14 protein-coding genes are annotated in these 16082 nt (G+C 40.4%); 5 read left to right on the top strand and 9 right to left on the bottom strand.

Translation table 11 applies throughout. The annotated features are described in order from the left end of the window. The first annotated feature begins 288 nt into the window (after positions 1-288). Positions 289-492 (top strand): hypothetical protein, encoded by a 204-nt coding sequence (locus tag HYU69_03870; protein ID MBI2269477.1) that lies wholly within the window; start codon positions 289-291, stop codon positions 490-492. Between the two features lie 27 nt (positions 493-519). Here the strand turns inward: HYU69_03870 and HYU69_03865 are convergent, their stop codons facing one another. Then, a complete protein-coding gene (locus HYU69_03865; GenBank protein ID MBI2269476.1) occupies positions 520-4494 on the bottom strand; it encodes a PKD domain-containing protein in 3975 nt (1324 codons plus the stop codon). 181 nt (positions 4495-4675) lie between these two features. Here HYU69_03865 and HYU69_03860 point away from each other — a divergent pair, with 181 nt between their 5' ends. Both HYU69_03860 and bshA read left to right on the top strand, forming a co-directional pair. Beyond that, positions 4676-6196, top strand: coding sequence for a hypothetical protein (locus HYU69_03860; protein ID MBI2269475.1), 1521 nt, complete (start codon positions 4676-4678; stop codon positions 6194-6196). A gap of 186 nt (positions 6197-6382) precedes the next feature. Continuing rightward, the gene (gene bshA, locus HYU69_03855; GenBank protein ID MBI2269474.1) at positions 6383-7534 is read left to right on the top strand and encodes an N-acetyl-alpha-D-glucosaminyl L-malate synthase BshA; all 1152 of its coding nucleotides are present in this window, start codon (positions 6383-6385) and stop codon (positions 7532-7534) included. A 117-nt stretch (positions 7535-7651) separates the two neighbouring features. On the opposite strand, the gene HYU69_03850 is transcribed toward bshA, so the two are convergent. The 3 genes from HYU69_03850 to HYU69_03840 all read right to left on the bottom strand — a co-directional run bounded on the left by HYU69_03850 (position 7652) and on the right by HYU69_03840 (position 10810). After that, on the bottom strand, positions 7652-7993 hold the full coding sequence (locus tag HYU69_03850; GenBank protein ID MBI2269473.1) for a translation initiation factor: 342 nt from the start codon (positions 7991-7993) through the stop codon (positions 7652-7654). 85 nt (positions 7994-8078) lie between these two features. Beyond that, positions 8079-9974, bottom strand: a complete 1896-nt coding sequence (locus HYU69_03845; GenBank protein ID MBI2269472.1) for a sulfatase-like hydrolase/transferase — start codon at positions 9972-9974, stop codon at positions 8079-8081. A 161-nt stretch (positions 9975-10135) separates the two neighbouring features. Beyond that, entirely contained in the window at positions 10136-10810 is a 675-nt protein-coding gene (locus tag HYU69_03840; GenBank protein MBI2269471.1) for a DUF5011 domain-containing protein, read from the bottom strand. 163 nt (positions 10811-10973) lie between these two features. Here HYU69_03840 and HYU69_03835 point away from each other — a divergent pair, with 163 nt between their 5' ends. Together HYU69_03835 and HYU69_03830 are read left to right on the top strand one after the other, a co-directional pair. Next, positions 10974-11300 carry a hypothetical protein gene (locus HYU69_03835; GenBank protein MBI2269470.1) on the top strand — a complete coding sequence of 109 codons (327 nt, stop codon included), beginning with the start codon at positions 10974-10976 and terminating at the stop codon, positions 11298-11300. 196 nt (positions 11301-11496) lie between these two features. Continuing rightward, the gene (locus HYU69_03830; GenBank protein ID MBI2269469.1) at positions 11497-11766 is read left to right on the top strand and encodes a hypothetical protein; all 270 of its coding nucleotides are present in this window, start codon (positions 11497-11499) and stop codon (positions 11764-11766) included. Between the two features lie 83 nt (positions 11767-11849). On the opposite strand, the gene vanZ is transcribed toward HYU69_03830, so the two are convergent. The 5 genes from vanZ to ftsZ all read right to left on the bottom strand — a co-directional run bounded on the left by vanZ (position 11850) and on the right by ftsZ (position 15971). Further along, positions 11850-12242 carry a VanZ family protein gene (gene vanZ / locus HYU69_03825; protein MBI2269468.1) on the bottom strand — a complete coding sequence of 131 codons (393 nt, stop codon included), beginning with the start codon at positions 12240-12242 and terminating at the stop codon, positions 11850-11852. A 31-nt stretch (positions 12243-12273) separates the two neighbouring features. Then, entirely contained in the window at positions 12274-12687 is a 414-nt protein-coding gene (locus HYU69_03820) for a four helix bundle protein (protein MBI2269467.1), read from the bottom strand. Between the two features lie 45 nt (positions 12688-12732). Continuing rightward, a complete protein-coding gene (gene gcvH / locus HYU69_03815; protein ID MBI2269466.1) occupies positions 12733-13113 on the bottom strand; it encodes a glycine cleavage system protein GcvH in 381 nt (126 codons plus the stop codon). 100 nt (positions 13114-13213) lie between these two features. Further along, positions 13214-13654 (bottom strand): GatB/YqeY domain-containing protein, encoded by a 441-nt coding sequence (locus HYU69_03810; GenBank protein ID MBI2269465.1) that lies wholly within the window; start codon positions 13652-13654, stop codon positions 13214-13216. 286 nt (positions 13655-13940) lie between these two features. Next, positions 13941-15971 (bottom strand): cell division protein FtsZ, encoded by a 2031-nt coding sequence (gene ftsZ, locus HYU69_03805; GenBank protein MBI2269464.1) that lies wholly within the window; start codon positions 15969-15971, stop codon positions 13941-13943. Between the last annotated feature and the right edge of the window lie 111 nt (positions 15972-16082).

Here is a 16082-nt window from a genome sequence, read left to right as displayed (position 1 = left end):
TTTCTTTGGTCAGAAAAATCGCCTTAAACATTATTCGGGCATACAAAGGTGACAAAAGAAGCCTTAAAAGACGAAGACTTCAGGCTGGATGGCGAAATGATTATCTTGAAGAATTGTTAAAATCTTGATGCGGTGGCCCTGCCAGGCAATAATAGCAATACCCGGGCTGGTTGAAAAGTATTACCTTTTGCAGGTTATTCATGAGGCTAAAATACATTTTTTTTGTATTAAGACTTAATTTATGCTCCTATTAATATGTATAAAGTGGAATCTGTAATCGTAAACTTTATGCAGCACTATCACAAAACTGATCCTGATGATAAAATCATTGCATTTCAAAGACTCCGGAATGAAATTTTAAAAGAGACAAGATCACCTGAAGAATCAGCGGCGCTTGAAAATTTCGATGTAATATCCTGGATCGACAGCAAAATTGAGAGACGGCCGTTTGAAGAGGTGATAAAAAGGAAATCGAAATCTGTCAGCGGCTGAGTATTAAATGTTATTAAGGAAAATGGCTCAGGGAGCGGTAAGGTTAATATTTATACTACATCCGTTTTTATCCTTAACATTTATCGAATAGGATCCCGGGCAAAGGTTATTTTTATACCTGTTGATATATCCATCCGGCCAGGTATAACTATACGGGCTTGTTCCGCCCGCGGCAGTTACCATTAACCACTCTTTACAACCACAAGCAGAACAGCTGGCAGTTCCTTTGGTAAATTGCCCTGTTATGGCGGGCGGAGAAATGACACTTACAGTAGCAGAGGAAGAACAACCATTACTATCGGTTACTTTTACTGTATAAATACCGGCTGCAAGGCCCGTAGCCGTTTGCGCGGTTTGCCCGTTACTCCACGAATAAGTGAACGCCGGAGTTCCACCCGACATACTTGCTGCGGCACTTCCATTACTGCCCCCATTACAACTTACATTCGATTGTACCGATGCGCCGGCAGCACCTCCGCTGCCACCGGTTATTACCGCAGTATCCGTTTTAGTACAACCATTAACATCCTTAACAGTTAAAGTATAGGAACCGACTGCAAGACCGCTTGCTGTTAAGCCGATAGAACCCGAACTCCACGTATAGGTTAATGAACCGGTACCACCTGCTGCTGCAACACTTGCACTTCCTGTCGGAGATCCGCAGCCGGCGGCTACCGTAGTTATGGTGGTTGTTATTGCCCCGGGTTCTGTGATAGTTACAGTACTGACGAGTGTACACCCTGCAGCATCTTTTACCGTTACCGTATATATTCCTGCAGCCAATCCGGTAGCGGGTTTTCCGGTAGCACCATTGCTCCAGTTATATGTGTATGGACTGGTACCGGCAAAAGGATTTATAGTTGCGGAACCTGTGCTCACACCATTACATAAAAGAGGAGTTCCCGATATACCATTCGCCATTGGCCCGCCAAAAGATGTAACGGTTTCAACATCAGTCATAGTGCAGCCATTGGCATCTGTTACCGTAAGTGTATATGTTCCAGCTCCAAGTCCCGTGGCGGTTTGTGCAGCCGCGCCATTGCTCCATGAATACAAATAACCAGGTGTTCCCCCGCCTACAGTAATAGCGGCATAACCTGTTGGAGAACTACAAGAGCTGGAATTTACAGACCATGTCATTTTCCTCATCTGCTTAGGTTGAGTGAAGGTAACCGTTGAAGTTGATTTACATGAGCCTTCACTGACTGTTAGAGTATATGTTGAAGGTGAAGCCGAGAATCCTGTGACAGGGATTGTTGTACCTGTAGTTGTTCCGCTGATGCCATTACTCCAGCTATAGCTATAAGGCCCTCCGGAACCACCACTAATAATAATATTGGCGCTACCGCTGCTTCCATCATAACATCCCACATTGGCCGCCAGGTTTGCCTGCGCCGAAAATGTGCAGGTACATGCATTAACATAAATGTTTTGCGTTACAGAATCACAATTATTCCCTACTACTAACTTTACCGGGTATGTACCGGGCGCACTGAAAACTATACCTGTTGGCTTTTGTGCACTCGAAGTACCTGGTGTTCCACCCGGAAATGTCCATGAATAAGCAAGAGCTATGCTATCACAGGCAGCAACTGCCGAAAAACTAACCGGCTGTCCGGCACAAAATGTTGAAGGAGTTGAAGTAATTGAAAGAGTGCTCTTGATGCCTCCACAAGTACTGATGTATAACTTAGCTAAAGTCGCATCTGAGTTCCCGCCACAGGCAGTTTGAAATGCGCCTGCTGTAACAGGATAAGTACATGTACTTGTTGCCACGAGGTAAACAAAACATCCATCTATAGCAATGCAACCGCCTGTACCATCAGTACCTGAATTAATACCGTTTACTTCATTATTAGGATCAGTGGGTAAACCAATACCAAGATACCCGGAGCATATTAAATTTCCCTTCGGTGTAAAAGATGAAATAAACTGGTCTTCTGAACCAAGAAAGAACTGTTGGTAAGCACAACTTGTCACAGGTAAATCCAAAGGACTATATGTATCACCCGATAAAACAATATTGTTACTTGCATCACAGGCAACGCCGCCAATTTCCTCCTCATACTTTCCACCAAAATACGTACCCCATTGTCTGACACCAGCACTATTGAATTTTATAACAAATGCATCACGACCAAATCCTGCGTTAAGTGCAGGTTGATAAGACCCAAGCGTTGAAATAGCATTTGTTGAAAGGGTATGTCCGGCAAGTATAATATTCCCAAGAGCATCAGTTGCAACAGCGCCTCCCATATCATCACCCGTACCACCATAATATGTAGCCCACAACCTGGCGCCCAGGGGACTGAATTTAAAAAGAAATGCATCCGCGACTCCCCCTCCATAAGCCATTTGATGTCCTGACAAAGCGGGAAAATTGGTTGAAGTTGTATACCCGGAAATATATACATTCCCTGACAACACATCATAAATAATACCGCCAGGAATTTCTGCGCTTGTCCCTCCCACATAGCTGCCCCATGTTCTGCCTCCGGTTGGAAGAAATTTTGCTACGTAAACATCCAGAGTGCCGCTTATTGCCGTTTGAAAAGCTCCTGCAGTTGAAATTGTAGTTGTGGAATATGTTCTCCCATACAAATAAACATTTTGTCCATCTGTCGCGACATCCGATCCTGTATCCCAATTTGTACCACCATAATAAGTCGACCACAAACGCAATCCCGCGGGAGTAAACTTGATCAGGAATGCATCAAAAGTACCTCCGCCATAAGTGCTTTTATGTACTGTATTGCCTGCCGAAAAACCAATTGGAAAATTAGTTGAATTGGTTGCTCCTGCAACGATTATATTTGACGAAGCATCTGTAATAATACCATTCCCCGAATCACCACCCGTTCCTCCACAATACGTAGCCCAAACAAGTCCCCCATTGGCATTCATTTTAACCACAAAAGCATCACTGCCTGTTGCACTTGCAACCTGAAACGCTCCGGCAGAAACAGGCAGGTTAGTTGAATTTGTGTTTCCTGTAAATAGTACGTTACCTGATGCATCAGTGGTAACTGAAGTGCCATTTTCCCATGAACTTCCTCCATAATAGGTTACCCAGGGATCAATTATCAAAGGGTACGAATGGTTCCAGGTTCCGAGTTCAAAGTTCAAAGTTGTTTCATGCAAAACATACCGTGCTTTCACATCTACAATTTCACCATCAATATTTTGATAAACTCTCGGCATGTATTCACCAAGAGGTCCAATTGAAGTTGCAATTATTAATCGTGCAGTGAGCCCCGTTGAACTATTTTCATTAACAATTTTTAATTCGGTGGCGCCACTATATTTTAATTTTATTTGGTTCGGATCCGCTCCGGGATTTACAATAATATCATATTTCAAACCCTGCGCCTTACCTCCATAATATTTCACATCAATGTTGTTGTAAATATTTTTTACTGTTACTTCATTGTAGGAATTTACATGAGTAATTCCGGCAGGGCAATGCGTATAATAGTAATTTGTATACCCCTCGAGCTTATCCGTTGTAACAACCTCCGCGTCTGTGTTGCCACCTTCAAAGTCTACGTCTAGCCTGTGCAGCTTCTGCACTTGTTTATCTAAAAGCTCCTGTTTTGTTTTATCCTCATTGTCTTCAGTTAACTTTCCTTCGCTTTCCAGTTTTTCCACTTGCTCTCCCACTTCATGCATTATATCATTTAAGTTATTTAGCACATAGGTGATTCCCGTCTTTTTCAGATAAACATCATACCCACCGCCGGCACCTTTGAACAGCATACCTGGTACAGGGCGTTGAGCCATGTCAATTAATTGGCCTCTGTTCTCGGTAAAATTTATTCCGGCTCCCCTGAGCCCTTCGACTCCGCTCAGGCCATGCGGGGTCGACGGGTTACCACGCAGGGGGGCATTCGTGCTTTGCTGTCCCTGCTTGACTTCATTGTTCTCTTCCCGCAACTCCTTCTCAGCTTTAGCAGGCCATACCAATAAAAACGATAAAACAAACAGGAATAATGGATTCCTCATAAATCTGTCCCTTTCCCTTTATTAATTATTAGATACAAAATCTAAGCTAATTTAAGCCCATTATACGACCTTCCATATATACTTATCTCAATTTTAATCAATTTATTAAACTTCCATATAACTATTTTATTACAAATACACTATTTAATAAGTATATTTAGATAATTATTATTAATCTTCCATGAGTAAATCAAATCACCTTTTTGAATTGATAAATTCACTGGACAAACAGGAAAAAAGGTATTTCCAGCTGTTTGCCGGAAAGAATTCAACGGGAGGGCGTGATAATTATATAAAGTTGTTCAATGCCATCCGCAAACAAAAAGCTTACAATGAAGATAAACTTAAACAGCAATTTAAAAACACTCCCTTGTATTCAGGTTTTGCCGTAACAAAACATAATTTATATGAATTGATATTAAAAGCCCTTGACATATACCATGCGGAAGGAAGCACTGAAAATATTATAAACAGAAAGATCCACCAGATCGGGATATTATTTGATAAAAAACTCTATAACCAGGGTCTCAGGCTTACCAGGAAAACGGCCATTATCGCTCAAGCGCATCACCGGCAAAAGCAACTGATGGAATTGATCGATTGGGAGATGAAGATATTACACGCACAAACAGAGATCAAATTACTGAACGAAAAAATTATCGTTTCTCATAAACAAAAACTTCGCCTGCTAAAAGAAGAGGAGCAGCTTCATCTTTTAACTAAATGGAATTATGAAAACTTTGTTACGTTAAAAACAAAATGGGTACAGACAAAAAACAAAAGAATATCATCCGGCTTATTACATCTGCATGAAAGAGAATTACTTTCCCTGCCGGCAAGGATCAGCTATTACAACACACTCAGCGGCTATCTCTTTTCCATAAACGATACAAAAGGCGCCTACAATGCGCTCGCAAAATTCTCAGCCTTAATTGAAGAAAACCCTTCCATAAAGAACGATTATCTTGCGCAATATGTAGCGGCTCTCAATAACATGAATCTGCTACTCTTTAACTCAGCTGATTATAATCAAATACTTGCCAATGTTCAAAAGCTTCGTGAAATAAAAACAAAATCTGCTGCTAACAACCAACATATCCTGGAAAGAATCATCAATACGGAAATGAGTGTTTATAACGTCCGTGGAGATCTTTCAGCGGCCGGAAATACAATACTGCAGGCAAAGGAAATGCTGCGATCAAAAAAGGTGAGCGATGTTTACAAACTATTGTTCCTTATTCATTTTTTCAGTTTTCATTTTACAAGAAAAGAATTCAGGGAAGCACTCAACTACCTCAATAGCATACTTAATGAAACCAATATTGATCTCCGGCAGGATATCCAAAAAACAGCAAGGATCCTTAACCTGATCCTTCATTACGAAATGCAGCACTATGATTACCTGCCCAGCCTTGTGCAATCAGCCCAACGGTTTTTCAGGAAAATTGACCAGCATGATGATTTTGAAAATACCTTTTTAATCTTTTTCAAAAATCCGGAAAATATTCTGAAAAGACCCGGGCACATGGAACACCTGTTAAAAGCACTCAGAAAAATGAGCAAAGACAGGTTATTGTCCAAAACATATTTCAATAATTTTAATTTTCTGGCCTGGGCCGAAGCAAAATATTTCAACAAATCATTTGGTGAAACCATTAAAGGGAATTCAAACATGAGAACTTTACCTGCAGACCCTGAATAAAGGCCGGCACTAATACCGGTTCTTATTGAGTTTATAGTGCAAACGAAATTAGAACCGGTTATGCCAGCAGCGTTCAGTTTACCTGATGGCGATGGGCAAGCTCTTCTTGCCCCGGCAGGGCAGCCTTTCGCAAACCCGTTTAGCCGGTATAAATAATTCTTACCTTTAATTGAAATTTAAAACAAAATGAAGATCGGAATAGTTTGTTACCCGACATTTGGAGGAAGCGGTGTTGTAGCTACTGAACTCGGTATTGCGCTGGCCCGAAAAGGGCATAAAGTTCATTTTATCACTTACAGCCAACCTGTGCGCCTGGACACGTATTCGGAAAATCTGTTTTATCATGAAGTGCGTGTTTCGGACTACCCGTTGTTCGATTACCAACCTTATGAGCTTGTACTTTCCAGCATGCTGGTTAATGTTGTGAAATATGAGAAACTTGATCTTTTGCATGTTCACTATGCAATTCCGCATGCTTCGGCTGCATATATGGCAAAGCAAATATTAGCCTCACAAGGAATTGACATCCCATTCATTACAACTTTACATGGTACAGATATTACACTTGTCGGCAAAGATGCCTCTTTTGAACCGGTCATTACATTCGCGATAAACCAAAGTGATGCCGTTACTGCTGTTTCGGAAAGCCTTAAACAGGACACTTACAAGTATTTCAACATAAATAAAGACATACAGGTTATCCCCAACTTCATTAATCTCGAAGAATATAAACAGGAAAACAATCATTGTCAGAAAAAAACATACGCACCTTACGGAGAGAAAGTTTTGATCCACATTTCAAATTTTAGAAAAGTAAAAAGGGTGGAAGATGTGCTCCGCGTATTTGATAAAGTGAGAAAAAAAATCCCGTCAAAATTAATTCTGATGGGCGATGGACCTGAAAGGCATAATATAGAACGCCTGTGCCGGGAACTGGACACCTGCGATGACATCCGTTCATTGGGCAAAGTGGTAAGTCCGGAGAAAATTTTACCGATTGGGGACCTTTTTTTATTGCCGTCGGAAACAGAAAGTTTTGGTTTGGCCGCCCTGGAAGCTATGGCATCAAGGGTTCCGGTAATATCAACAAATACCGGGGGCTTACCTGAAGTAAATGTCAATGGTTATTCTGGTTTTATGAGCAATGTGGGAGATGTGGATGATATGGCTAAAAATGCTATATATATTTTAGAAGACGATGCACGCCTCAGCCAATTCAAAGAAAACGCATACCTGCAGGCAAAAAAATTTGACATTTCGCTGATACTCCCGATGTATGAGAAATTATATGGAGCGCTGGTAAAAGTGCCGGACATGTCATCAACAAATAACGAATGAAAAACGAATAAACAAATTGTCACTTTAGCTCCACACGATCAAATTTATTTTTCACCAGAAATACATGAATCATATTCATAAATTCGCTTCTCATTCGTTATTCGTTGATATTTTTCCTTACCCTCCTGCCTTCTTCGCCTTATACCCAATTTCAATAAGCAGTTTGAGTATTTTATCACGGTGATCACCCTGTATAAGTATTATTCCGTCTTTTACTGTACCTCCACCACCGCATTTTTGTTTTAGCGTTTTACCCAATTCCTCCAGTTTTTCCTCCGCTCCAATGAAATCCGCAATTCGTGTAACTAATTTTCCACCTCCTTTGCGATCCAGGTAAATTTTGAGATTTTGCTGCTGTGCAGGCAATGTTGAGTCTGACGCCCCTTCATCATCCTCATGTCTGAAATCGGGATTCGTGGAATACACAAAACCTGATCTGTTTTCTTTATTCTTGCTCATGGTTGAACTGGTTATTAGTTGTTGGTTGTCGGTCTGTCCACCTGCATTGACTAACAACGAACAACCGACAACCAGGAACTTTCCATCACTCCACCTTCATTTTATTATGAATGAGGCAGGAGTTATACGTTTGCACATATGCTTTTAAAATATTTTCGAGGCTTTGTTTTTCGGTGGCCTTACCGGGAAGCAAATTTTTCTTTAATAAACTATCCGTTTGATATTCATACAAAGCTGTTGCTTTCTTCCCATCGAATTGCAGTAAATACCTATCGCTTATTAACTGGTAGATATCATTTATGTAGTTCACGTTATGCCTTGTTTGAACAGAATCGAAAACACTTTGACCAAAAGCAAAATAAGGTTTTGAATAATTCAGGTAATCAAGTATGCTTGGCATAATATCTGTCTGCTGCGTAAGAGTTGAATTAACGCCTCTTAGTTTTTTCTCAGGATCGAAAAAGATAACGGGGATAGAATATATACCAATATAATTACCATAATAACGTGATTCCGATATTCCTGTATGATCGGCCGTGATGACAAACAATGTATTATTATACCACTCTGCCTGTGATGCTTTTTCAAAAAATTTTCCGAGAGAATGATCGGTATAACGTATGCACCTGTTCATACTCAGTCCTCCATCTTTGAAAACAGTTTTATATTTATCAGGCACACGATAGGGATGGTGGGATGAAAGCGTAAACAACGACACAACAAAAGGCTGCTTCGTCGTATTTAATTGTCTGGCAAAATACTGAAGATAGGGTTCATCCCAAATACCCCAGTGTCCGTCATAATCTGCTTCATTATTGTATTCAGAGCGACCATAATAATTATCGAAACCGGCAATGCTGCAAAACTCTTTAAAGTTCATTGTTCCATTGGTACCTCCATGATAAAAGGCAGAAGTATAACCTTCATCCTTTAAAAGGTTGGCAACACTGTTAATTGTATTGGCCCCGTATATAGAGGTCAGGTAAGGCTCATTCATCAATGTAGGAATACTTGCCAATACCGCAGGAATTCCTTCAGCCGATTTTTTGCCATTGGCTAATGCCTTGTCAAACACCAAAGATTCGGTCATAAGTGAATCCAGAAACGGAGTATGTCCCTTCCCATTATTGAAATAACCGATATATTCTTTCGAAAAACTTTCGAGAATAAGTATAACTACATTCTTTCGTTTGAATAAACCAGTCTTACCCTTTCTATTGGGAGAATAAAGTGTTTTTAATTCCTTCTCATTAAAGTATTTTACATCAGTTACTTCGGGCAAATCAACAGTTTTAATGATGGAAAAAGGCGTATTTAATACCAATGGAATATTGTGCGCCGAGGTATACTCAGCTGCTGTAACATTATAGATAGGGATCAGCTGAAAACCTCCGCGAAACCCTATTATGGATGCGCCTGCAGCGAACAGCAGGGTGAGCACTCCCAAACCGTATTTTTTTAACGGGCCAATTTGTGTTTCCTCTGCAGGAAGATCAATTTTTTTATATCCCCTAAAAATCGCCAAACACAGAACAATCCAGATAGCAAATACGTACCAGAAATCGGTCAGAAAAACCGGAAGCAGCTGGAACAGATCATTGCCCGTTGCCATAAAAGAAAACACATCAAATGTGGTTCGTTTTAGAGTGAACCTGAAATAAGCCAGGTCGGCACAATTGGCAAGTAGTGCAATAGAATTTGTCACAATAAAAACATACATGAGGATAGATTTGTACCATTTTTTTGATTGAAAGGGTACAGGCAGCAGGAACAAAACAATAAATAACGCGTTACACGCAATAATCGCCGAAAGATCGAAGCGAAGCCCGAAAAAAAACAATTTTAAAAGTTCGGTATAAGTGAGGTCTGAAAAATGGTTGAGGTAGAACAGGTAAAACAATAACCGGCAAACAAAATAAACAACAAGCAATAGTGCCAGGTATCTGGTCAGAGCAAGTAATCTGTTAAAATTCGTTTGCATCGGCGTAAATTTAGCGAAAAGTAACAGCCTGAAATTGAAAGTATGGATTCTTTCTGTAAAGGAAATCAGTTAATTAACCCGCGTACTCTATTTTTACAAAAGCTTGTAAATAAAAAGAGGCTGACTCAAACAGAGACAGCCTCTTCTATTAAAAAAGAATTTTACAGTTTAGTCCATTTAGAAATACATGTTGCAGCCGCACCTCCGGCAGTAACATTGAGATCGGTATAGGTTAAGTTGAAACCGGTAGTGGTTTTTGCACCGGAAACACCAGTGAAAGTATGAGTTTCAGATGCCGTACCAATTCCTGTAGCTGTTTGAGCAGGCAGATCAACGGCTGTTCCACCGGCTGTAATATTTGCATAAATATTAGTATTGCCGGAATAATCTGCGAACTTATTAAAAGTGATCCTGTTATTAACAGTAGTAGAAGTACTAACTGTTTGGCTATAATTGTAAACAGTAGTAGGACCACAAGAATCGTGAACAGAATAAGAAGCAGCCCATGCATAAGCATCATTTCTTACAATAACTGTTCTGCTGGCAGTACCCTCATTACCTGCTGCATCAGAAACAGTATACTTTAATGTATATGTTCCTGCCAAGTCCTTATTAACAGAACCGGTTACAGAAATGCTGCTTGTAAGGTCACCATCCTTATCGTCATCTGCTGTAGCACCCGCATCGTTATATGCGGCATTAAGCGAACTGTAGGTTGTTGCACTGCCATTTAATGTGATCGTAGGAGCAGTAGTGTCATCTTTTTTACAACTTGTCATTAGTATTGTTCCGCCAACAAACATGATAGTGGCGACGGCTATTAATTGCTTTTTCATTTTTGAATTTTTAATTTGTTTGATTAATATTAAATTATGATTACCGGCCCTAAATTTAGTATTTAATACTGAATGTCAAATATTTTTACTGAAAAAATAACCTATATGTGTATAATAAATATACCTTTGTGCCCGGTTAACCCAAAAAACACATAAATCTATCATGAAAAAACTAATTTTATTTGCAGTTGCCGGCATGCTGGTATTCACTGCATGCGGACCTAGCGCCGAAGAAATAGCTAAAAAAGAACAAGCTACGAAGGATTCTATCGCTGCAGCACAAGCTGCTATTGAACAAGCCAAATCTGATTCAATTGCAAAAGTTGAGGCAGAAGCAAAAGCTGCTGAAATGGAGAAAATGAAGCAGGATTCAATTGCAAAAGCTGAGGAAGAAGCGAATGCAAAAAAAGCAACAAAACCTGCTAAACCTGCTACAAAAGAGCAAAAAATAGATAAAGAAGCTAAAAAAGCTACTTCTGGAAGAGGATAATTCTTCAACCATCATTTTTGGCAAAAAACACCTATTTATAGGTGTTTTTTGCATTATATGCTATTGTTCAAACATCCTCTTTCCGGCTTTTGTGCTCAGGATTTCAATGATTTCAATATTTTATACAAATATTAACTCGGAAATAAAAAAATCCAGTATATTTGGCGCCGGTTAACCAAAAAAATAATAAAATCAAATGAAAAAAGTATTGACACTAGTTGCATTTGCAGGAATGGTATCATTCGTTGCATGTGGTCCAAGCGCAGAAGAAAAAGCCGCTATGGAAGCGAAAAAACAAGATTCGATTGCTGCAGTTGAAAAAGCGAAAGCTGATTCAGTTGCCGCTGTACAAGCTGCCGAACAAGCGAAAGCTGATTCAGCAGCTGCTGCAAGCGCTGCACAGGCAAAAGCTGATTCTATCGCTGCTGCTGAAGAAGCTGCTAAAAAAGGTGGAAAGAAGAAGTAATCATTTTCTTCCTAAACTAAAAAATCCCGCATCATTGCGGGATTTTTTTTGCACAATTAGCTGCTATTGAGTCGACGATCTAATCAATTGAAATAGGCCTTATACTTATTTAGCACCCTTTCAAACAATAATACGCCGGCTATGGCTCCAAAAATATTCGCAAAAAAATCATAAATATCCGCCGCCCGGTCCTCAAAAAATGCCCCCTGCATCAACTCAAGACTACCGCCATATATCACACAAAACATCACAGCTGAAATCTTAACATTTTTGTTAAACAGAGTCAGCTGTGTTTGCTTGCTTAAACCATGAATTAATAATACAGCCTGGATAAAAAACAGTGAAGCATGAATAAACTTATCAAGACTGAGAATATCCCAAATACTACCAAATGGAGTATCCCTTCCCGGAATAGCGCATAAAATAAAAATGAGCATCGCCCATAGCAATGCCCATTTTGTGTTCCTAATAAACATATATCCTGAACAAATTAATTGTATTTCACCTTTATAAGGTATTCGGTAATCGGTGGTTGGTAAGCAGTGAGGGGTTGCAAAAAGACTCTGCTTTGCTGATCATAGAATTAATCATTTTTCCAACTGAAGCGTAATTTTTCAGCAGATCTTCGGCAATTTCCACAGAAATGTATGAACAATCTAATGCTGTTTCAATCCAATGTTGAGTCTCCTGTTGTTCCCCATCTGCATCAGTTAATTTGCTTACAAAATGTTTTTCGTATTTTCTTTTTGCCCAACATTCTGCAATTTGAGCTCCCACCGACCGCGATGACCTTCTGATCTGGTCAGTAAGCGAATACATTTCTTCTTTGGGAAAGTTTTTCGAAATCTCGAAAATTTCTCTCGATAACTGCCGCGAAAGTTTATAGACTTCCAATTCTCTAAAACTTCTTACGTATTGCATATTACGGATTTTACCGAAACCTGTCACCGATTACCGATCACCCTTCTATTGTCCGACAAGCGCTTTATAAGCATCAACTGTCATAAGAGAACTAACTTCAGCAGCATTTTTAAGTGCCACTTTGATCATCCAGCCTTCTCCATAAGGATCTTTATTCACCGACTCAGGATTAGTCACCAGTTTAGGATTTACCTGTACAACTTTTCCTGAAACGGGCATAAACAGGTCGGAAACCGTTTTCACTGCTTCAACGGTACCAAACACATCCTCTTTATTGAGCTCTTCGCCTTCTGTTTCAATATCAATGTATACAATATCGCCAAGTTCGCTCTGCGCAAAATCGGTAATTCCTATAAAGGCTTCATTGCCCTCTACACGGATCCATTCATGATCTTTGGTGTATTTCAAATTCGCTGGAAAGTTCATATCTGTTTTATTAAAAGTTTCGACAAAATTATAATTAATTATGCCTTTCACAAACTTTGTTTGTGAAAGTAGGGACGAGGGAAAGGGAAAAGCAGATGTATCATTTAAGTAACTCTTGTACCAATTGAGAGATGGCCTTTCCATCGGCCTTACCTGCCAATTGTTTTGTAGCTACGCCCATTACCTTGCCCATATCAGCCGGGGAACTTGCCCCTGTAGAGGCGATGATCTTTGTCAGTTCGACTTTTAATTCATCAGCACTCATCTGTTTAGGCAGGTAAGCTTCAATCACACCGGCCTGAAAAAGCTCGGTTTCCGCCAACTCGGGACGATTCTGGGTTTTATATATCTCCGCGGTCTCCTTTCTTTTTTTCACCTCTTTCTGTAGGGCTTTGGCCTCGCTTTCATCTGTATATCCTTCGGGTGAGGTTTTCAATAAAAGGATCACTGATTTTATCGCACGGATAGCTTCCAGCTTTTTAGCATCTTTAGCTACCATTGCCGCTTTCAGGTCGGCATTTATTTTTTCTTCTAATGGCATGGGGGAAATGAATTAAGAATTAAAAATTACAAATTACAAATTACAGATTTAAAATTAAGAATTATATGGGAGAAACAAAGGGGTGTGCGACCAAACTTCCTCTTGCCTTAGTGAACCTTTGTGACTTAGTGGCTTTATGGCAAAAAAACATAGCCACCAAAACACAAAAGCACCAAATCCCACCAAAAAATTATCAAAAGGGAATTTGTCGTACACCCAAACAAAGGGAAAAGTAAAGGCCTCTGCTTTTCAGCAGAGGCCTTGTACCTGTTTGGTTTTAGTAAGCTTAATCTACGTTATCGTGAAGGAAAGAGTTATTCGGTTTGATCTCTATCTTTTTATCCTCTCCCTCTGATAAGGTGTAACGCGACACCTGCGACTCTGAAGAATGAGGTGTTGATTCAAGGTCCACATTTTTCCTTTTATAAGCTGGTTCGTTTTCCATATCAGAAATACCGGTAGGCGTTTTCAGCTTAAAGCTCAATTCTTTCAGCTTAAGAATACGCTCCTGGGCTTTCTTTTTTTGTTCTTCCTGCTGTAATTTTTCTTCCGCCGATAATTCCTTCGGTTCACTTACAGGTTGCGCAGGAGTTTCGGAAACAACCGGAGGTGCGATAACTGCACCACTCAAAGGTCTGCTTGTTATTTCGAATTCAAAAGTAACCTGCTTCTTCTCTTCTTCTTTCTTTTCCTCTTGCTTTGCCTCAACAGGCTTTGTGATCAGGAAAGGTTCAGTCGGAGCCTTCTCAGCAGTTTTTGGCTGCTCTTCGGTTTTTGCTTCAGTAACCACAGGCGTATTTGATACGGAAGGAGTGGTTAGCGGAGTTTCAGTCTTTTTCTCAGTTACCGGAGGAACTACTGCTACCGGCGTTTTAGCTACAGGTTCAGCTGCCTTTGGGGTAACTACTGGAGGTGTTACAGCAATAGGTTCAGGTTTTTTTGGTGTTACAGCCACAGGTTCAGCTGCCTTTGGGGTAACCAAAAATGGTTCTGCCGCTTTAGGAGCAACTACCGGTGGAATTATTGCTACCGGTTCAGGAATTTTTGGAGTAACAGAAACAGGCTCTGCAACCTTTGGAGTAACTATAGTAGGTTCACTTACTTTAGGCGTTGTTGTTATAGGTGCTGCTGCCGGAGGGGTAACTGCTATAGGAACAGTTGCCTTTGGAGCGGCTGTAACCGGAGGAGGTGTGATAGCCACAGGCTCAGCTACTTTTGGCGCTGTTACTTCTGGAGCACTTGCAACAGGAGCGGGAACAGTTGGTTTTACAACGGTCGCTTTAGGCTCATCCGCGGTTAAAATATGTACCTTTTTCTCAACTTTTTTAGTTGTCACTTCAACGCCTACATCAGCTTTACCACTAAAGCCGGTCGCGATGATGGTAACTTTTACATTATCACCCAGTGTTTCGTCAATACCATACCCTTTTATGATCTCGGCGGTCTGGCCGGCTGCATCCTGAATGAAGTCTGTCACCTCCCCTAATTCATCCATTGTGATCTCTTCTTTACCGCAAACAATATTCAACAACACATAACGTGCGCCTTTTATATTGCTATTGTTCAGCAATGGTGAGTGCATAGCCTGTTCAACAGCTTTTGTAGCCCTGTTCTCCCCTGCCGCCATACCACTTCCCATGATCGCTACACCGCTGTCTTTCATTACGGTCATAATATCCGCGAAATCGGTGTTGATGTGCATTGTTGTAGTAATAATTTCAGCAATACCTTTTGCGGCTGTTGTAAGTACATCATCGGCATGGCCAAATGCTTCACCTAATTTAAGGTTGCCGTATATTTCACGAAGCTTTTCGTTGCAAATCACAAGCAGTGTATCCACATACTTCTTCATTTCTTCCATGCCTTCTTCGGCCTGCGCCTTACGCTTCTTTCCTTCAAATGAAAAAGGGATGGTTACTATACCCACCGTTAGAATACCCATTTCTTTAGCAGCCTGCGCTATCACAGGGGCTGCACCAGTGCCGGTACCGCCGCCCATTCCGGCCGTGATAAATATCATCTGGGTATCATTACCCAATATTTTTTTGATCTCTTCGATGTTCTCGATAGCGGCATTGCGTCCAACTTCAGGAACAGAACCTGCTCCAAGTCCTTCGGTTAAAGTTGCACCCAATTGTACTTTATGAGGCACAGGGCTAACTTGCAAGGCTTGTATATCGGTGTTGCAAACAATAAAGTCTACTCCACTAATGCCTAGACGAAACATGTGATTAACAGCATTGCTGCCACCACCTCCAACGCCCACCACTTTAATGATAGAGTTGAATTCATTGCTTGGTTGATCGAAATTTAACATGGTTACTGGTATTGGTTATTAATTTTATTGTACGTCGTCTTCAAATAATTTTTTTCCTTTATTAAATATCTCTTCAAAAAAGTTTCCTTTCTTTTTCTTATCTTGGTCAGC

It is taken from the genome of Bacteroidota bacterium (assembly GCA_016183775.1).
In the GTDB taxonomy this organism is placed as follows: domain Bacteria; phylum Bacteroidota; class Bacteroidia; order JABDFU01; family JABDFU01; genus JABDFU01.
The sequence above is the reverse complement of the archived record's forward strand: the minus strand, read 5'-3'. Positions and strand labels throughout refer to the sequence as shown.